Here is a 17,154-nt window from a genome sequence, read left to right on the forward strand (position 1 = left end):
GCGGCGGTGATCCCAGGCCTTACTGGGCCGGACGGATCATGTAGGGCAGCGTGTACTGGTCGGCGCGCGGGACATAGTCGATGCTGGCACGCATCGCCCAGGGCGTCACCTCGTAATGCAGCGGGATGATGGCGTAATCATCCATCGCCATGCGCGATGCCTGGCGCAGCAGCGCCTCGCGGGCATCGTCATCCACCGTGCGCAGCGCCTCGATCAGGACGGCGTCCATCTCGGGGTTGGAATACTGGCCACGGTTGGTGCCGCCCAGACCCAGATCGCTGTTGCGCGTCGCCAGAAGCGCCCGCAGCGGCGAGGACATTTCGCCCGTGCCCGCACCCCAGCCTGCAAGATAGGCCGAGAATTCGAAGGCATTGCGCCGCGAGAAGAAGGTCGAGGCGGTGGAGGCGTCGATCTCGGTCTCGATCCCGATGCGCGACCACATCTGCGCCACGGCCTGTGCGACCTGCGCGTCGTTGATGTAGCGGTCATTGGGCGTGCCGATGGTGATCCCGAACCCGTCCGGATAGCCCGCCTCGGCCAGAAGCGCCTGGGCGCGTTCCGCGTCATAGGCGCGGGGCGGAAGATCGCCGTCCTCATGCGCGCCGAACATGCCCGGCGGCAGCAATTCGCCCGCCGACACGGCCACGCCGCCCATGATGCGTTCCACGATGGCGTCCCGGTTGACCGCGATGGTCAGTGCCTCGCGCACGCGGATATCCTGCAGCGGGTTGGCCCCGTCGGTGCCGGTGATCATGGGCGAGGGGACCTGCGCGTGATCGAGGTGGATGTAGATCACCCGGTTCGAGATACCCTGCACCACGCGCAGGTCGCTGTCGGCGCGCAGGCGGTCAAGATCCTGCAGCGGCGGGTTCTCGATGAAGTTCACATCGCCCGCGATCAGCGCTGCGACACGCGGACCGTCCGAGGTCAGCGGAAGCATCGTCACGCGCTCCCACGGCGCGGCCTCGCCCCAGTAATCGGGGTTGCGGACCAGCTCGATCCCTTCACCCCGGCGGAAGCTTTCCAGAAGGAAGGGGCCGGTGCCGACAGCGGCGGTGCCGTCGTTGAAGGCCTGGGTGGCCGGCACGGGCAGATCGTCGCCGCAGCCTTCGGTGCTGAATTCAAGGCTCGAGGTGTCGACGCCATTGGCGCGTGCCGAGATGATCCCGAAGGTCGAGAATTCCGTCGGCATCAGCGGATAGGGGTCGGCGCTGTGGACGATCAGGGTGTGGGGGTCTACGACCTCCATCCCGGTGATCCCGCCAGTATAGGTGGTGAAGAGCGAAGGCGAATCCGGCACGCCGGGAATGCGGCAGACGGTATAGACCACGTCATAGGCATCGAAGGGCGATCCATCCGAGAAGGTCACGCCCTGACGCAGGTTGAACCGCCAGCTCGTGTCGCTGGCCGGTTCCCAGCTTTCCGCCAGAAGCGGCGTCAGCTGCTGGGCCTCGTCGGTGCCGACAAGCGATTCGAAGATGTTGCGGCGCAACTGGTTGTTGGGCCCGAGATTGTGGAAATGCGGGTCCGCCGAGGACGGTTCGGAGGCAAGTCCGATGCGCAATTCCTGCGCGGCAAGGGGCAGGGCCGGGATGGCGCTGGCAAGCAGCGCCGCGGCCAGCCCACGGAAAACGGGTCTGGACATGTGGGGTAGTCTCCTCTGTTGTCGGTCGGGACGGGTTTCGCACCCGGCCTCGTTTCTGTTTCGTGACAGGGGCACCCTATCCGAGCGGTCGGGAGCGGGAATTGGAAACTGCATGTTTTGGTGTTATGGACCCATAAGGGTTTCGCATGACCCGGCAGAACGGGGGGAAGACCATGCGTCCACGCGCGTCGATCCGGGAATACGAGGTGCTGCGCGCCGTCATCACCTCGGGGACGGTGACGGCGGCGGCGCATCGCTTGGGCATCTCGCAACCCGCTGTCAGCCGGCTATTGGCGCAGCTTGAATCCAATGTCGGCGTGACGCTCTTCGAGCGTCGTGGCGGGCGGTTGCGCCCCACGGCAGAAGCGGTGCGGCTGAACGGGCGGCTTGACCGGCTGTTCGATGCTCTGGCCTATCTCGATGGCACCGATCCCACGGATCCGGCCAGCCAGCCCCTTCGGCTCGCCGCGCCGCCGACGCTGGGGCATCGGTTCCTTGCCGGTCTCATGGCCAGTTTCATCAAGCAAAACCCCGGCCAGATGGTCTCGCTCGAAACCTGCACCTCGAACGGGTTGGTGAGCCGCCTTGTCGATGACACGATCGATCTGGGCTTCACCCTTGCCGAACTGACCCATTCGGCGATGGAGTTGATCCCCTTTCACCGCACCCGCGCGGTCTGCGTCATGGCCCATGACCACCCGCTGGCCCGCCACAAGGTAATCACGCCGGAAATCCTGCATGGTCAGGACCATATCGCGTTGATGCGGCGGCACATGGTGCGGACGCGGCTGGATCAGGTCTTTGCCAATGCCAATGTGCGGCCCCGCACGGTGGCCGAGGTGGCAACGGGCGTCAGCGCGATCACGCTGGCGCGGGCGGGTGTGGGCGTGGCGGTGATCTGCCCCTTTCCGCTGGTGCGGCAGGCCGATGCCGATATCGCCGTGCGCCCCTTCGAGCCGGAATTCGTCTATCGCGCCTCTTTTGCGGTCTCCACCGTGCGGCCCATGACGCGGGCCGCGCGCGCCTTCATGCGGCATGTCCAACTGGCGGTGCGCTCGGATGCGCGCAGTGCTTATGAACTGCGCCCGCCCGAGGATCTGGTGACAGCCGTCTGACGGGCGATCAGCCCTGTGACCAATCCGGTTTGCGCTTGTCGAGGAAGGCAGAGATCCCCTCGGCCGTGTTGCGGTCGAGCATGTTTTCCACCATCACCGCCCCCGTCATTTCGTAAGCCTTGTCGAGCGGCAGCTGGATCTGGTCGTAGAAGGCGCGCTTGCCCACGCGCACGGCGGACCCCAGCTTGGCGGCGATCTGTTCGGCAAGGGCTTCTGTCTCGGCCTCCAGCGTTTCGGAGGGGGCGATGCGGTTGATCAGGCCGATCTCGCGGGCGCGGGCGGCAGAGATGAAATCGCCCGTCACCAGCATCTCGAACACCTGTTTGCGGGGCGCGTTGCGCGACAGGGCAACCATGGGGGTCGAACAGAAAAGCCCGATATTCACCCCGTTGACGCCAAAACGGCAATCTTCGGCCGCGACGGCCAGATCGCAGCTTGCGACCAGCTGGCAACCGGCCGCAGTGGCGATGCCATGGGTCTGGGCGATGACGGGCTGGGGCAGGCGGGGGATCATCTGCATCATCCGCGCGCACCGGTCGAACAGGTCACGAAGCGCGGCAGCCCCCCGGTCATTGCTGTCGCGCTTGGCCTGCATCTCCTTGAGGTCGTGACCGGCGCAGAATGCCTTGCCCGCGCCCTTAAGAACGATGACGCGCTGGGTTTCGGAGATCATGAGCGCGCCGAAAACCTCGGTCAGGGCGGCGATCATGCCATCGGAAAGCGCATTGAGCTTGCCGGGCAGGTTCAGCGTCAGATGCGTGACAGCGCCCCGATCCTCGCGGATCACCAGTTCCTCGGTCATGGTCTTTCCTTCCCTTGTCGTCTGCCCTAACCCCTATGCGGTGACCCTGTATAGCGGCATGGCCGCGTCAGGGAAGGGGGAGGGTATCATGGCATTGGCAATGGATGTGGCCGCGCTGACGCGGTTTCTGGACGAGGTTTTTCCGCAGGTCGCGCAGGATTTCGTGATCGAGGATCTTGCCGAAAAGCATCTGACCGTGCGCCTGAAGGTCGAGGATCGCCACCTCAGGCCCGGCGGCACCGTGTCGGGGCCGACCATGTTCGCGCTGGCCGATGTGTCTGTCTATCTTGCCATTTTGGCCATGATCGGGCCCAAGGCGCTGGCCGTCACCACGAATTGCGCGATTGATTTCATGCGCAAACCCGCCGCCGGGGTCGACATGATCTGCGAGTGTCGCATCCTGAAACTGGGTCGCGTTCTGGCGGTCGGCGATTGCCTGCTCTATTCGGTGGGCCAAGCCGAGCCCGTTGCGCGCGCCTCGCTCACCTATTCCATTCCGCCCGAGCGCTAGGGCGACCCTGCGACACCGCGCGGCGCTGTCCGCGATGACGGCGCGGGATAAGAGTGATTGACCACGTCAAATCAGCCGGAGACGCAGGATGACCGAGGCCGCCAAAGACGCAAAGGAAGATTTCAGCAGGCTGGAACATCTGCCTGTCACCTTCTTTGCGATCACCATGGGGCTGTTCGGGCTGGCCTTGGCCTTGCATGCGGCGGCGGGCAGTTACGATTGGATCGAAACACCGGCGCGCGCGCTGCTTTGGGCGGGGCTTGGCTGTTTCGCCGTGATCGCGGGCTTTTATCTTGCCAAGGCGATCCGCCATCCCGACGCTGTCGCTGGGGAATGGCATCATCCGGTCAAGCTGGCGTTTTTCCCGACCATCACCATCTCGCTTTTGTTGATGGCCACGGCCATCCACGGCTATCGCCCCGATCTCGCCCAACCGGTCTGGCTTGTCGGGGTGGTGGGGCAGGGCGCGCTGACCATCGCCGTCATATCGGGCTGGATCAGCCACCGTGCCTTCGAGGTCGGGCATCTGACGCCCGCCTGGTTCATCCCGGCGGTGGGCAATGTGATCGTCCCCCTTGCCGGCGCGCAGATGGGTTGGATCGAGACGAGCTGGCTGTTCTTTTCGGCTGGCATGATCTTTTGGCTGATCTTGCTTGTTCTGGTCTTCAACCGCCTGATCTTTCACGCGCCGATCCCGGGGCGCTTGTTCCCGACGCTGGTCATCTTGATCGCGCCGCCGGCCGTCGCTTTCGTCAGCTATTTTCGGCTGGCGGGCGGGGTCGATGCCTTTGGGCATGTGCTGCTGAACAGCGCCTATGTCTTTGCAGCACTTGTGCTTATGCAGGTGCCAAAGCTGATGAAACTGCCCTTCGCGCTCAGCTGGTGGGCGCTCAGCTTTCCCCTCGCGGCGCTGTCGGTGGCCAGTTTCGTCTATGGGCGCGAGGCGGCGAGCGGGACCCATGTCGGCATCGGGCTGGTGGTTCTGGCAGCCCTTGTTCTGGTCGTGGCGGGCCTGTTGTATCGCACGGGCCTTGCCATCTTGCGTGACGAGATCTGCCGCCCGGAATAGGCCCGGGCGAGAGCGCATGTCTTGCCCTCAGCCGATCAGCCGCGCGACATAGGGGGGCAGGGCGAAAGCGCCGAGATGCACCGCGGGCGTATAATAATCGGTCTCGAACCCCGCCGCCGCGAAGCGTTCGGTCAGCGTGGCCAGATCGACGCCCCGCGCTGCCCCATCCGTGCCCCAGCCAAAGGCCATGGGCCCGCCCGCATAGGTCGGGATCGTCGCAAGATAGCAGGTCGCATCGGCGAAAAGCGCGGTGAAGGCGCGCATCGTGTTCGTGAGCTCCGCACCCTGCAGAAACGGCACGCCGTTTTGCGTGACGAGGATGCCACCCGGCGCAAGCCGTGCCTTGGCATGGCCGTAGAAGGTGTCGGTGAACAACACCTCGCCCGGGCCGACAGGATCGGTGGAATCGACGATGATCACGTCATAGACATCGGCGTTCTGCCGCATGAAATCCGCGCCATCCGCGATCACGAGGTCAAGGCGCGGATCGTCGAAGGCTCCGGCGGAAATGCCCGGCAGGTGGGATTTGCAGAAATCGACCACCGTTCCGTCGATCTCGACCATGGTGACCTGTTCGATATCCCGATGCTTGAGCACCTCGCGCGCCATGCCGCCATCGCCGCCGCCCACGATCAGCACGCGCCGCACCGCCCCATGGGCGAAGATCGGCACATGGGTCATCATCTCGTGGTAGATGAAATTGTCCGCTTCCGTGACCTGCACCACGCCATCGAGCGTCATGATCCGGCCAAAGGTCGGGTTTTCGAAAACGCGCAGCCGCTGGTGTTCGGTGGCGCTGTCATAGAATTCGGCGGTGATGCGCAGGGCCTGCGAATGATCGGCGTGCAGACGCTCGACATTCCAGTCCCCGGGCCAGTCCGCAGGCGAGGGTCCGCGATCGGTCATGGCAATCTCCGGCAGGCAGGAGGAGGGGGGAGGCTGCCATCGCAGCCTCCGCTATCTGGTCTGTGTCAGGCGGCGGCGGTGTCGCGCACCAGGCCCTCACCGCGGCGCAATTCCTTGACATGCACCGTCTCGGTTCCGAAAGCGCGTTTCAGCACGCCCACGGCCTTCCACGGATCGGCATCGCCGCACATGAACACGTCAAAGGCCCCGTAGCCGATCTCGGGCCATGTGTGGACCGAGATGTGGCTTTCGGCCAGAACGGCCACGCCCGATACGCCCTGCGGGCTGAACTTGTGGGTGTGGATGTGCAACAGCGTGGCGCCGCAGGCATCGACGCAATCGCGAAACGCCTGTTCGATCCGGTCCTCGTCATCCAGGCCGTGGCCGTTCTCGACCTCGATGATCAGATGCGTTCCGGCAAAGACGACGCCGTCGCGCCTTATGAAGTGATCGTCACGGTCGCAATCGAGCACGTCGCGCTGTGCGACAGGATCTTCAAACACGATGTCAGCGGCCAAAAGGCCGCGGGAGTCTTCCGCATGGGCGCCTGTCTCCAGACCAGTCCCCAGTTGGAAGAGGTTGGCGCGGGTCATGAGCGCTCCCCCTTCTTACCAGCAGAGTGATGTGGTGGGTCCTTAGCGCCCCCCCGAGGTTGCCCTCGAAGTTGGGATCGGTCCCGGTTCTCGTGGGGGGGCACCTAAGCCCCCGGACCCCCGGGATCAAGGAAAAATTCACGAAAGTGCGAAGGCTGTCGTGCGTCCGTCACCATGGGATCGGGGTGAAAATTATGGGGTAAAATGATACCTTATCAGTAAGATATTGTTTTTGCACGGTTTATACAAAAACATGCCGGTTGACGCGCCGTGGAAATCCCGTAAAAGCACGCCATCGCAGGGCGGCCATGGGCCGTCTTTCGCCATTCCGGCCGGGCCCTCATGCCCGCCCCCGAAAGGACCGAGTGAAATGAAGACCTTTTCTGCCACCCCGGCGGATATCGACAAGCAGTGGGTCGTGATCGACGCCGAGGGCGTTGTTCTGGGCCGTCTCGCTTCGATCATCGCCATGCGGCTGCGCGGCAAGCACAAGCCGAGCTTCACCCCCTCCATGGACATGGGCGACAATGTCATCGTCATCAACGCCGAAAAGGTGCAGGTGACGGGCAACAAGCGCAACAAGCCCAATTACTGGCACACCGGCTTCCCGGGCGGGATCAAGTCGCGCACGACCGGCCAGATCCTCGAGGGTGACCACCCCGAGCGCGTCGTGATGCAGGCCGTCAAGCGCATGCTGCCCGGCGGCCCGCTGTCGCGCAAGCAGATGACCAACCTGCGCGTCTATGCCGGCGCCGAGCATCCGCATGAGGCGCAATCGCCCACCGTGCTCGACGTCAAGTCGATGAACCCCAAGAACACCCGGAGCGCATGACCATGGCCGAGACCCTGAGTTCGCTCGACGCCCTGAAAGGCGCCGTGGATGCAAGCCCCGCCGCAATCACCCTGTCCGACGCCCCCCGCGAGCCGCAGCGCGACGCGCTGGGTCGCGCCTATGCCACCGGCAAGCGCAAGGACGCGGTCGCCCGCGTCTGGATCAAGCCCGGCTCGGGCAAGGTCGTGGTGAACGGCAAGGAAATGAACGCCTATTTCGCGCGTCCCGTTCTGCAGATGATCCTGCGCCAGCCCTTCCAGGTGGCCGGGGTCGAGAACGAGTTCGACGTGATGGCGACCGTCAAGGGCGGTGGCCTGTCCGGCCAGGCCGGCGCGGTCAAGCATGGCATTTCCAAGGCGCTGCAGCTCTATGAACCGAGCCTGCGCGGTGCGCTGAAAGCGGCAGGTTTCCTGACCCGCGACAGCCGCGTCGTGGAACGCAAGAAGTTCGGCCGCCGCAAGGCCCGCCGCAGCTTCCAGTTCTCCAAGCGCTGAAGATCTTTCCCTTCGTGGGATCATGGAAAGGCCGCCCCTTTGGGCGGCCTTTTTGCATGTCCGATCACGCTTTCGCGAGCGGGTCTTCAAGCCCCGTTAGAGCGTCCCAAATCCCGCGCCGTGGACGTCAGCAATGGAGGTTTTCGCATGAAATCCATGCTTCTTTCCGGCGTTTTCGTTCTGGCCAGTGCCGGACTGGCCACAAGCGGCCTCGAGGGACCGACAGCCCCTGACGCCAAGCCCGCCGATGCCACGCTCGTGCGCGTGACCGAGGCCGAGGTCGAGGCCGTGATCGCCAGCAAGAAGGACACCTTTGTCCAGCAGGTGACGCAGGCGATGACCGATTGCACCGAGGATGGCACCATGCCCCTGTGCCAAGGGGCAGAGACCAAGAACTGACCGCGCATCGGCGCAAGCGCCCCGGTGCCGTCCGAGGGCGCTTGACGCCGCCGCGCGCTGTGACTAGCTGCCCGCCATGGCGCGCGCACCCCTTTTGCAATTGACCGATATCTCGCTGACCTTTGGCGGGAACCCGGTGTTTTCCGACATGTCCCTCGTGGTCCAGGAGGGCGACAGGCTGGCGCTCGTCGGGCGCAACGGATCGGGAAAATCCACCCTGATGAAGGTGATGGCGGGTCTTGTCCTGCCCGATACGGGCCGCGTGGTCACGCCCGATGGCGTGCGCGTGGGCTACATGGAACAGGACCCCGATTTCGCGGGCTTTGCCACATTGGGCGATTTCGCCACGGCCACGCTGGACCCGTCCGAAGCCTGGCGGGTGGAGGCGGCGGCCGAGGGGCTGAAGCTGCGCCTTGACGCGGAACCGGGGCGCGCCTCGGGCGGGGAACGGCGGCGCGCGGCGCTCGCGCGGCTTTTGGCCGAGGCACCCGAGTTGATGCTTCTGGACGAGCCGACCAACCACCTCGACATCGAGGCGATCGGCTGGCTGGAGCGTAACCTCTTGGAAACGCGGGCGGGTTTCGTGCTGATCAGCCACGACCGCGCCTTTCTGACGGCACTGGCGCGCGGCACGCTCTGGCTCGACCGTGGCGTGGTGCGGCGGCAGGATCAGGGGTTCGGCACCTTCGAGGCCTGGCGCGAAAAAACCTGGGAGGAAGAGGACGCCGCCCGCCACAAGCTGGACCGCAAGATCAAGGCCGAGGCGCGGTGGGCCGTCGAAGGCATCAGCGCGCGGCGCAAGCGCAACCAGGGTCGCGTGCGCGCGCTGCAGGCTTTGCGCGAGGAACGCGCGAACCAGATCCGGCGGCAAGGCACCGCCGATATGGCGCTGGAGGCGGGGAGCCAAAGCGGCAAGCGCGTGATCGAAGCGCGCGGGATTTCAAAGGCTTACAACGGGCAGACGATCCTCGAACCCTTCGATCTGCGGGTGCTGCGAGGGGACCGGATCGCCTTTGTCGGGCCGAACGGGGCGGGCAAGACGACGCTTTTGAACATGCTCACCGGCCAGCTTGCGCCCGATACAGGCGAGGTGACGCTTGGGACCGGCATCGAGATGGCGGTGTTCGACCAGACGCGAGCGCAGCTCGACCCCGAGGCGACGCTCTGGGACAGCCTGACCGATGATCCCGCGGCCCGGGTCAGCGGCGCGTCGGACCAGGTTCTGGTGCGCGGCCAGCCGCGGCACGTGGTGGGATACCTCAAGGATTTCCTGTTCGACGAGGCGCAGGCCCGCGCGCCGGTCAAGTCCTTGTCGGGTGGGGAAAAAGCGCGGCTTTTGCTGGCGCGGATCATGGCGCGGTCCTCAAACCTTCTGGTGCTCGACGAACCGACCAACGACCTGGATATCGAGACGCTTGATCTTCTACAAGATTTGTTGGGGGACTATCCCGGCACGGTGCTTTTGGTCAGCCACGACCGCGATTTCATCGACCGCGTGGCCAGCGTGACCGTCGCGCTGGAGGGGCGGGGGCGGGCCACGGTCTATGCTGGCGGCTGGAGCGATATGGCGGCCCAGAGGGGGCAGGTTGACCCGGTGGCCGAGGCGAAACCGGCGCGCGGCGCGGCACCGGTGGTTCAGGCCAAGCCCAAGGCGCAGAATGCAAAATCCGGCCTGTCTTTCACCGAGACGCATCGGCTGAAGGCGCTGCCGGACGAGATTGCGCGGCTCGAGGCGGAGATCGGGAAGCTTGCGGAATTGCTCTCCGACCCGGCACTGTTCAGCCGCGAACCGGTCAAATTCCGCAAGGCGACCGAGGCGATGGCGGAGCGTCAGGCGAAGCTGTCGGCGGCGGAGGAAGAATGGCTTTTTCTTGAGGAAAAGGCCGAATCCGCGGGTTAGGAGCAGAGGCCGTTCGGCTCGATTCCCTGCCACGGCAGGAAGGTTTCGACGGCGTCGGCGCGGGTCTGCCAGGGGGTGACGGGCATGACCTGGGCGATCAGGCTTTCGAGCCGCGCGGTGCGGCTGCCCCTGGGGTCGAGGGCGCGGCAGCAGACGTATTCTTCTACAAGAGAGGCCTGGGCCTCGTAGCCGTAGTCGAGGAACCGGCGGTTTTCCGTGGTGTCGAACAGGTAGGGATCCTCGATCCGGGCGTGTTCGCGGGCGGCGCGGAGCGGGTGGTAGCCGGTGAGCTCCCGGTTCTGCCATTGCCAGACATGCGTCATCTCATGGGCAAAGAACATCGCAGCATATAGGTGGCGGCGACCGTCCGGCATCAAGGTATAGTCGGGCACGCTCATGTCGCGGCGGATGTGGAGCGTGTTGAACAGCACCATTCCGGCGGTGCGGCCTTCGATCACGGGGCCATCGGGCGGCGGCAGAACGCGCTCGCGGCAGGTGGTCTGGGGGCGGGCCGGGTAGCGCTGCACGATCAGGCCGATGAGCGGATTTTCGGCGATGCGGACGGGGGCGGAGTCGAATGTGTCGCCCTGGAGATCGGCCATATAGGCGACCTCCGCCTCGGTCAGGGGACGGCCGCAGGCGGCGAGCGCGAGGATCAGGACGAGGGCAAGGGCGCGGCGCATGGCCGGAGGGTAGGGGCGGGACGGGGACCGGGCAAGGGGCGTAGGGAAAGGGTAGGGCATGCGTAGGGGATGTGTAGGGAATCTGTCGTTACAGGTGTGGTGGGGGGTGGTGGTGGGTTTCACCCACCCTACGGAGGCTAGGTAGGGTGGGTGCAACCCAACGTGTCCGCGACGATTATGGGGGGGCGTTGAATGGTGGGTTTCACCCACCCTACGGGTAAGGCTTTGTTAACCCGGTTCCGGCAACAAGACGGCATGTCGGAGTATCGCCGTCTCTTCGTGCCCGGGGGCACCTATTTTTTCACGGTCGCGCTGGCCGGGAGGGGGGGTGATCTTTTGGTGTCGCGTATCGGGGATTTGCGGGCCGCCTACGCGGAGGGGCTGTGTGATCGTCCGGTGCAGACGAGGGCGATCGTCGTCTTGCCCGATCATCTGCACGCCATCTGGACCTTGCCCGAGGGCGACAGCGATTTCCCGGAGCGGTGGAAGCGGATCAAACGGTCCTTTACGGTCCGCGTCGGTGAAACGCGGCCGCGCAGTGCCAGCAAGTGGGCCAAGGGCGAGGCCGGCATCTGGCAGCGCCGGTATTGGGAGCGCTGCATCCGCGACGAGGCGGAATTGTCAGCCGCGTTGCGATACGTTTGGGCCAATCCGGTGAAACACGGGCTGGTGTGTCGCGCGGTCGATTGGCCGTATTCGTCCCTTCACCGTGAAATCCGCGTCGGGAGCGTGGCGCAGGCGGGTGTGTAGGGTGGGTGAAACCCACCAATCGCCCCATTTTCGTATCATGGTGGGTTTCACCCACCCTACACGTCCAACTCCTCCACGAACCGCGCATTCTCCTGGATATACTGGAAGCGCAATTCGGGCTTCTTGCCCATCAGCCGTTCCACCAGGTCGCCCGTTTCGCCCGGCGCGTCCTCGTCCACCGAGACGCGGATCAGTTTGCGGGAGGCAGGGTCCATCGTGGTGTCCTTGAGGTCTTTCGCGTCCATCTCGCCCAGACCCTTGAAGCGGCTCACGTCGATCTTGCCCTTGCCGCCCAGACCCTTGGCCATCCATTCGGCCTTTTCCGCCTCGTCCAGGCAATAGACGCGGCGCGCGCCTTGGGTCAGGCGGAAGAGCGGCGGGCAGGCGAGATAGAGGTGGCCTGCGTCGATCAGCGGGCGCATCTGGCTGAAGAAGAAGGTCATCAGGAGCGAGGCGATATGCGCGCCGTCGACATCGGCGTCGGTCATGATGATGACCTTGTCGTAGCGCAGATCCTCGATGTTGAATTTCGTGCCCATGCCCACGCCAAGCGCCTGGCAGAGGTCCGAAATCTCGGTGTTCTGGCCGAGCTTGGAGCTGGCAGCCCCCAGAACGTTCAGGATCTTGCCCCGGAGCGGCAGGAGGGCCTGGGTCTTGCGGTCGCGGGCCATCTTGGCCGAGCCGCCCGCGCTGTCACCCTCGACGATGAAGAGTTCCGTGCCGTCGCGGGCGCTTTGGGAACAATCGACGAGCTTTCCGGGCAAGCGCAGGCGCTTGGTCGCGGATTTGCGGGCGGTTTCCTTTTCCGCGCGGCGGCGCAGGCGTTCTTCGGCGCGGAGCACGAGGAAATCGAGGATCGCGCCCGCCGATTTGGTGTTGGCGGCAAGCCAGTTGTCGAAATGGTCGCGCACGGCGCCTTCGACCATGCGGGCGGCCTCGGTCGTGGCGAGGCGGTCCTTGGTCTGGCCCACGAATTCGGGTTCGGCGATGAAGCACGACACAAGCGCGCCTGCGCCCGAGACCAGATCGTCACGCGTGATATTGGCCGCTTTCCGGTTACTGGCCAGTTCGCCATAGCCGCGAATGCCCTTGAGGATCGCGGCCCAAAAGCCCGCTTCATGCGTGCCGCCCTCGGGCGTGGGGACGGTGTTGCAATAGGATTGGATGAAGCCGTCGCGCGCGGGCGTCCAGTTGATCGCCCATTCGACGGAACCCGGCTGGCCGAAGCGCGGCTGGAATTCCACTTTTCCGGCGAAAGCGGTTTCAGAATAGGTCGCCGCAGCGCCCATCGTTTCCTTGAGGTAATCGGCAAGGCCGCCGGGGAAGTGAAAGACGGCTTCGGTGGGCGTTTCGCCGTCGTCGATCTCGGATTTCCAGCGGATTTCGACGCCGGAGAAGAGATAGGCCTTGGAGCGGACCATCTTCATCATGCGGGCGGGTTTGAAGCGGTGCGAGCCGAAGATCTGTTCGTCTGGATGGAAGGTGACGGAGGTGCCGCGCCGGTTGGCCACGGCGCCCGCCGCGCGCACGGGCCCCTGCGGGATGCCGCGCGAGAATTCCTGCACGAACAATTCGCGGTTGCGCGCGACCTCGACCCGGACATGGTCGGAGAGCGCGTTGACGACCGAGACGCCCACGCCATGCAGACCGCCCGAGGTCTGGTAGGCCTTGCCCGAGAATTTGCCGCCCGCGTGAAGGGTGCAGAGGATCACCTCGAGCGCGGATTTGTCGGGGAATTTCGGATGCGGATCGACGGGGATGCCGCGCCCGTTGTCGCGGATCGTGACGGAGAAATCGGCGTGAAGCTCCACCTCGATGCGGGAGGCGTGGCCTGCGACGGCCTCGTCCATGGAATTGTCGAGCACTTCGGCCACGAGATGGTGGAGCGCGCGTTCATCGGTGCCGCCGATATACATGCCGGGGCGTTTGCGGACGGGTTCCAGCCCCTCGAGCACCTCGATGGAGGAGGCGTCGTAGGTGGAGGGGTCGGGCGTGTTTTTCAGCAGGTCATCGGCCATGGGGTTTCGCTGCCTCTGCTCTATCTTGTGGGCGTTTTGCGCGATCATGGCAGGTTTGGGGTCGCGGGGAAAGGGGAGGTGGGCGCGAGATTGACCTGCCTCAAGGCGGGGGGGGGGCGGGATCTGCGAGGATGGGCGCGCAGGAACACCCGGCCAGAGGAGGGACAGACCCCGTGAAAGACATGAGCGCAGAGATCGTGGACGCCCCCGTGGAGGCCGAAACCGCCCCGCAAGCCAATCCGGCCGAGGAGGCGCCCGCGCCGCGGTTGCGCCGCCCCGCGCCCTCGGTGGCCGAGATCCGCGCGGCTTTCGAGACGGGGGAATATCCCTATCAGAGGCGGCTGTCGCGCCGAAGCTACGAGGCGCAGAAGGCGCGGCTGCAGGCGGAATTGCTGAAGGTGCAGAAATGGGTGGGCGAGACCGGCCAGAAGATCGTGATCCTGTTCGAGGGGCGGGACGCGGCGGGAAAGGGCGGGACGATCAAGCGCTTCACCGAACATCTCAACCCCCGCGAGGCACGGGTGGTCGCGCTGAACAAACCCACCGACGAGGAGCGCGGGCAATGGTATTTCCAGCGCTACGTCAACCATTTGCCGACCGCGGGCGAGATCGTTTTCTATGATCGCAGCTGGTACAACCGGGCGGGTGTCGAGCGGGTGATGGGGTTTTGCGAGCCCAATGATTACCTCGAGTTCATGCGCCAGACCCCCGAATTGGAGCGGATGTTGGTGCGTTCGGGGATCCGGCTTTACAAATACTGGTTTTCGGTCACCCGCGACGAGCAGCGCCGCCGCTTCCTGAGCCGGGAGAGCGATCCGCTGAAACAGTGGAAATTGTCGCCCATCGACCGCGCGAGCCTCGACAAATGGGAGGATTACACCGAGGCGAAGGAGGCGATGTTCTTTTACACCGACACGGCCGATGCGCCCTGGACGGTGATCAAGTCGGACGACAAGAAACGCGCAAGGATCAACTGCATGCTGCATTTCCTGAGCGGTCTGGACTATCCGGGCAAGGACCGCCGGCTGGTCCATGCGCCCGATCCGCTGATCGTGGGGCAGGCGGGGCATGTGATCCACAAGGCCGATCACATCCTGGGCGCCTCGCTCCACCCCGATATCCGGCGCGGGCGGGCGCGGGCGGAGGGCTGACGGCGCCTTGTGTCAGAGGTAGGATTCGAGGCTGCCCGTGCCGCCGTCGACGCCGAAATACTGATCGAGGATCTGGGCGTCGATGATGTTGCGCTGGCGCGCGACGGAGGCCATGGCCGTGAGGTAGAGCATGTCCTCCGGCGTCAGTTGGCCCGCCTGAAGCTGGGCGATGCCCGCTTCGAGCCAGTCGATGATTTCCTGGTTCATCATCAGGTTGATGGCGTCGAAGGCTTCGAGGGCCTGTTCGGGGGTGGCAAGGCCGCGCTCGTAGAAGGGTTCGAAATGGGCGGAGGTGAAGCGCACGAAACTGTCGCTCATCTGCTGGTCGCGCAATTCCGCATCGAGGCGGGAGACCATCGCGTCGAGACCGCCGGTCAGAACCCCCGCGGTCGCGATCGACATGGCGACGGAGGCGGCGCTCAGCACCACCCAATCGACCGTCACCGCGCCGCTTTCATCTGAAAGAAAACTCGAAAATATCGCTGACATACTGTCCTGCGCACCACTTACCCGACCTGCTCTAGAGCTGAAAAAGGGTAGGATTGTGGCCGTTTGTCTGCATGTCTGTGAACACTGTCCCGTCGGTCCGGAAACAATCCGCGCTGCGCGCGGCGGGATCGGCAATCCGCCGCCGCCCTACGGGCCCTGGTGGCGGGCAGGCGGGGCGGGGGATTGTCCCGGGGGCCATGGTCATCCTAAGTGGGGGCCATGATCACGCCCGCGCGTCTGTTTCCGGCTATCTGTCTTGCGCTCTGGGCCGCGCCGCTCGGGGCGCATCCGCATATCTTCGTCGATGCGGGGCTGAGGCTGTTGCGGGATGAGGCCGGCGTGGTGACGGCGGTCGAGGTGACCTGGCGCTATGACGAGCTTTACACCCTGCTTTTGACCGAGGATTACGGGATCGATCCCGATTATGACCTGGTGCTGACCGAGGCGGAGGTCGCGCAGATGCTGGGTTTCGACCTGAACTGGAGCGGCGGGTTCGAAGGGGGGCTGGTGGTGCGGCAGGGCGACAGGCTGCTCGATCTGGGCGCGCCCGAGCCCGTTTCGCTGGCGCTTTTGCCCTCGGGACAGCTGGAAACCACGCATCGGCGCGCGGTGCAGGGCGCGGTTGCGGGCGATCTGGTGGCCCAGGTCTATGACCCCGAATTCTACATCGCCTTTGAAATGATCCTGCCGGTGAGTGTCGCAGGAAGCCCCGCCTGTGCGACCGACCTGGTGCGCGCCGATCTGGATGCGGCCTATGCGGTTCTGGAAACCGCGCTGGAGGAGATCGGGGGCGCGGTCGCGGCCGAGGACAATTTCCCGCCCGTGGGGGCCTATTTCGCCGACCGGGTGGAGGTGACATGCCCCGGTTGATCGCGCTGGCGGCGCTGGCGGGGATCGCGGGTCTGGCAGCGCTCTACCTGTCGGGCGGCGCGCGGGTGATCGAGGCCTGGGCGCTGGCGGGCCAGCAAGAGGCGCAAGGGGCCATGGCGCGGGGGTTGCGCGCGCTCAGGGCAGGCGAGGCTGCGGCGCTGGCGGGGTTCCTGGCGGTCTGTTTCGGATACGGGTTTTTCCATGCGGCGGGGCCGGGGCATGGCAAGCTGTTGATCGGTGGCTATGGCGCGGCGCGGTCCATCGGGGCCTTTCGACTGTCGGCTGTCGCCCTGGCCTCGAGCCTTGCGCAGGGGGCGAGCGCCATCGCGCTTGTGGCCCTTGGTCTTTGGGTCTGGCGGTTGGGGCGGGAGGCGATGACCGACATGGCCGATCGTCTGCTGGCCACTGTGAGTTTCGCGGCGATTTCGCTGGTCGGTCTGTGGCTTGTCTGGCGCGGGGTGCGGCGACTGATTGTCGTGACGCGGGGGGCGGGGCATGGTCACGACCACGCCCACGGCCATGACGATGGCGCGGCCTGCGCCGTCTGCGGCCATGCCCATGCGCCCGATCCGGGCGCTGTGGCGCAGGCCACGGGTTGGCGCGAGATCGCGGCGTTGATCGCTGCGGTCGCGATCAGGCCCTGCACCGGCGCGCTCTTCGTGTTGATCGTGACGGCGCAGATGGGGATTTTCGCGGTGGGCATCGCGGGAACGCTTGCCATGGCGCTGGGAACGGCCTCGGTCACGGTGGCGGTGGCGCTGGCGGCGGTGACGCTCCGGCGCGGGGTTCTGGCGGGGATGGCGGAAAGCGCGGCACTGGCGCGCGCCCAACCGGTGCTGGAGATCGCGGTGGGCGGCGTCGTGGCGGTCCTGGCCGCGCAACTGGCGCTCGCGGCGCTCTGAGGTCGCAGGCAGGCTTGCCGGGGGC

General features: G+C 65.4%; 18 protein-coding genes. 11 read left to right on the forward strand and 7 right to left on the reverse strand.

Features of this window, described 5'->3' with window-relative positions; all coding sequences use genetic code 11:
• Positions 1-19 precede the first annotated feature (19 nt).
• Positions 20-1,645 (reverse strand): ABC transporter substrate-binding protein, encoded by a 1,626-nt coding sequence (locus tag AABA51_RS07190; RefSeq protein ID WP_338275929.1) that lies wholly within the window; start codon positions 1,643-1,645, stop codon positions 20-22.
• Between the two features lie 173 nt (positions 1,646-1,818).
• Here AABA51_RS07190 and AABA51_RS07195 point away from each other — a divergent pair, with 173 nt between their 5' ends.
• Entirely contained in the window at positions 1,819-2,760 is a 942-nt protein-coding gene (locus AABA51_RS07195; RefSeq protein WP_338275931.1) for a LysR substrate-binding domain-containing protein, read from the forward strand.
• 7 nt (positions 2,761-2,767) lie between these two features.
• On the opposite strand, the gene AABA51_RS07200 is transcribed toward AABA51_RS07195, so the two are convergent.
• A complete protein-coding gene (locus tag AABA51_RS07200; RefSeq protein WP_338275933.1) occupies positions 2,768-3,562 on the reverse strand; it encodes an enoyl-CoA hydratase in 795 nt (264 codons plus the stop codon).
• Between the two features lie 88 nt (positions 3,563-3,650).
• On the opposite strand from AABA51_RS07200, the gene AABA51_RS07205 reads away from it, so the two are divergent.
• On the forward strand, positions 3,651-4,073 hold the full coding sequence (locus AABA51_RS07205) for a PaaI family thioesterase (RefSeq protein ID WP_338275936.1): 423 nt from the start codon (positions 3,651-3,653) through the stop codon (positions 4,071-4,073).
• 88 nt (positions 4,074-4,161) lie between these two features.
• Positions 4,162-5,142 carry an SLAC1 anion channel family protein gene (locus AABA51_RS07210; protein ID WP_338275940.1) on the forward strand — a complete coding sequence of 327 codons (981 nt, stop codon included), beginning with the start codon at positions 4,162-4,164 and terminating at the stop codon, positions 5,140-5,142.
• 27 nt (positions 5,143-5,169) lie between these two features.
• Here the strand turns inward: AABA51_RS07210 and speE are convergent, their stop codons facing one another.
• Positions 5,170-6,048, reverse strand: a complete 879-nt coding sequence (gene speE, locus AABA51_RS07215; RefSeq protein WP_338275943.1) for a polyamine aminopropyltransferase — start codon at positions 6,046-6,048, stop codon at positions 5,170-5,172.
• Between the two features lie 65 nt (positions 6,049-6,113).
• On the reverse strand, positions 6,114-6,641 hold the full coding sequence (speD, locus tag AABA51_RS07220) for an adenosylmethionine decarboxylase (protein ID WP_338275944.1): 528 nt from the start codon (positions 6,639-6,641) through the stop codon (positions 6,114-6,116).
• A gap of 370 nt (positions 6,642-7,011) precedes the next feature.
• Between speD and rplM the strand changes: the two genes are divergently transcribed.
• The 4 genes from rplM to AABA51_RS07240 all read left to right on the forward strand — a co-directional run bounded on the left by rplM (position 7,012) and on the right by AABA51_RS07240 (position 10,266).
• Positions 7,012-7,473 carry a 50S ribosomal protein L13 gene (gene rplM / locus AABA51_RS07225; protein ID WP_277822791.1) on the forward strand — a complete coding sequence of 154 codons (462 nt, stop codon included), beginning with the start codon at positions 7,012-7,014 and terminating at the stop codon, positions 7,471-7,473.
• Between the two features lie 2 nt (positions 7,474-7,475).
• Positions 7,476-7,967 carry a 30S ribosomal protein S9 gene (gene rpsI, locus AABA51_RS07230; protein ID WP_338275948.1) on the forward strand — a complete coding sequence of 164 codons (492 nt, stop codon included), beginning with the start codon at positions 7,476-7,478 and terminating at the stop codon, positions 7,965-7,967.
• A 147-nt stretch (positions 7,968-8,114) separates the two neighbouring features.
• Complete coding sequence (locus AABA51_RS07235) at positions 8,115-8,366, forward strand: hypothetical protein (RefSeq protein ID WP_338275950.1); 252 nt, start codon at positions 8,115-8,117, stop codon at positions 8,364-8,366.
• Positions 8,367-8,442: 76 nt separating this feature from the next.
• Entirely contained in the window at positions 8,443-10,266 is a 1,824-nt protein-coding gene (locus tag AABA51_RS07240; protein ID WP_338275954.1) for an ATP-binding cassette domain-containing protein, read from the forward strand.
• On the opposite strand, the gene AABA51_RS07245 is transcribed toward AABA51_RS07240, so the two are convergent.
• Positions 10,263-10,949, reverse strand: a complete 687-nt coding sequence (locus tag AABA51_RS07245; protein WP_338275956.1) for a hypothetical protein — start codon at positions 10,947-10,949, stop codon at positions 10,263-10,265. The two genes, AABA51_RS07240 and AABA51_RS07245, sit on opposite strands and share 4 nt — an antisense overlap.
• Before the next feature lie 255 nt (positions 10,950-11,204).
• Here AABA51_RS07245 and AABA51_RS07250 point away from each other — a divergent pair, with 255 nt between their 5' ends.
• A complete protein-coding gene (locus AABA51_RS07250) occupies positions 11,205-11,699 on the forward strand; it encodes an REP-associated tyrosine transposase (RefSeq protein WP_425328838.1) in 495 nt (164 codons plus the stop codon).
• A gap of 56 nt (positions 11,700-11,755) precedes the next feature.
• Here the strand turns inward: AABA51_RS07250 and parE are convergent, their stop codons facing one another.
• Complete coding sequence (gene parE, locus AABA51_RS07255; protein WP_338275962.1) at positions 11,756-13,717, reverse strand: DNA topoisomerase IV subunit B; 1,962 nt, start codon at positions 13,715-13,717, stop codon at positions 11,756-11,758.
• 182 nt (positions 13,718-13,899) lie between these two features.
• Here parE and ppk2 point away from each other — a divergent pair, with 182 nt between their 5' ends.
• Positions 13,900-14,868, forward strand: coding sequence for a polyphosphate kinase 2 (gene ppk2 / locus AABA51_RS07260; RefSeq protein WP_425328839.1), 969 nt, complete (start codon positions 13,900-13,902; stop codon positions 14,866-14,868).
• 12 nt (positions 14,869-14,880) lie between these two features.
• Here ppk2 and AABA51_RS07265 read toward each other — a convergent pair whose 3' ends face one another.
• Positions 14,881-15,357, reverse strand: a complete 477-nt coding sequence (locus AABA51_RS07265) for a hypothetical protein (protein ID WP_338275968.1) — start codon at positions 15,355-15,357, stop codon at positions 14,881-14,883.
• 219 nt (positions 15,358-15,576) lie between these two features.
• Here AABA51_RS07265 and AABA51_RS07270 point away from each other — a divergent pair, with 219 nt between their 5' ends.
• Together AABA51_RS07270 and AABA51_RS07275 are read left to right on the forward strand one after the other, a co-directional pair.
• The gene (locus AABA51_RS07270; RefSeq protein ID WP_338275970.1) at positions 15,577-16,227 is read left to right on the forward strand and encodes a DUF1007 family protein; all 651 of its coding nucleotides are present in this window, start codon (positions 15,577-15,579) and stop codon (positions 16,225-16,227) included.
• Complete coding sequence (locus AABA51_RS07275) at positions 16,215-17,129, forward strand: nickel/cobalt transporter (RefSeq protein ID WP_338275972.1); 915 nt, start codon at positions 16,215-16,217, stop codon at positions 17,127-17,129. The genes AABA51_RS07270 and AABA51_RS07275 overlap by 13 nt, the downstream gene beginning before the upstream one ends.
• Positions 17,130-17,154: the final 25 nt, after the last annotated feature.

The organism is Roseicyclus marinus (assembly GCF_036322625.1).
In the GTDB taxonomy this organism is placed as follows: Bacteria; Pseudomonadota; Alphaproteobacteria; order Rhodobacterales; family Rhodobacteraceae; genus Roseicyclus; species Roseicyclus marinus_A.